This is a genomic window from Pseudomonas putida (genome assembly GCF_002906855.1).
Lineage (GTDB): Bacteria > Pseudomonadota > Gammaproteobacteria > Pseudomonadales > Pseudomonadaceae > Aquipseudomonas > Aquipseudomonas putida_N.
In genome coordinates, this window is sequence record NZ_MINI01000033.1 from 1 (window position 1) to 453 (window position 453).

General features: G+C 47.5%; 1 protein-coding gene. It reads right to left on the bottom strand.

Translation table 11 applies throughout. The features are described 5' to 3' along the window. Positions 1-203: 203 nt before the first annotated feature. Positions 204-453: hypothetical protein (locus BGP85_RS12365; RefSeq protein WP_219811576.1), on the bottom strand; the 250-nt coding region annotated here is incomplete at its 5' end.

Here is a 453-nt window from a genome sequence, read left to right on the forward strand (position 1 = left end):
CATTCGCCTTCAGACCCCAAATGTGAGAGCTACGTCTTTCTCTCACACCGGCGCTGATCCAGCGTAAAACCGGAACGTCTCCCGATTCATCGTTGAATGGAAGTAGTATAAGTCATACAAACAGGGTGGGGATAAAGAGGAAGTAAAAAAACCATGGTCCAAAAAACTGTAACTGAGTCAGCGCGAAAAAACAAAACCGCGTTTTACTCTCTTTTTAAGCGCTCCCATTCGCCGATCAATGAGCTATATTTTTCAAGAAAAATAATCTCTTCATCGCCCTGTAAAGGTGTTGTTCGAGGGGAAAAGAACGTCTTACGAAGGGGATCGATGATGCGCATATCATCCGCATCGAGATTAATCAGCGCGCGCTGCATCACCCACAAGCCCAATCGTCCCCCCACTTCGGACAACGCGGGTTCCTCACTAAAGTAGGGGTACACGACGCGTGTGTAT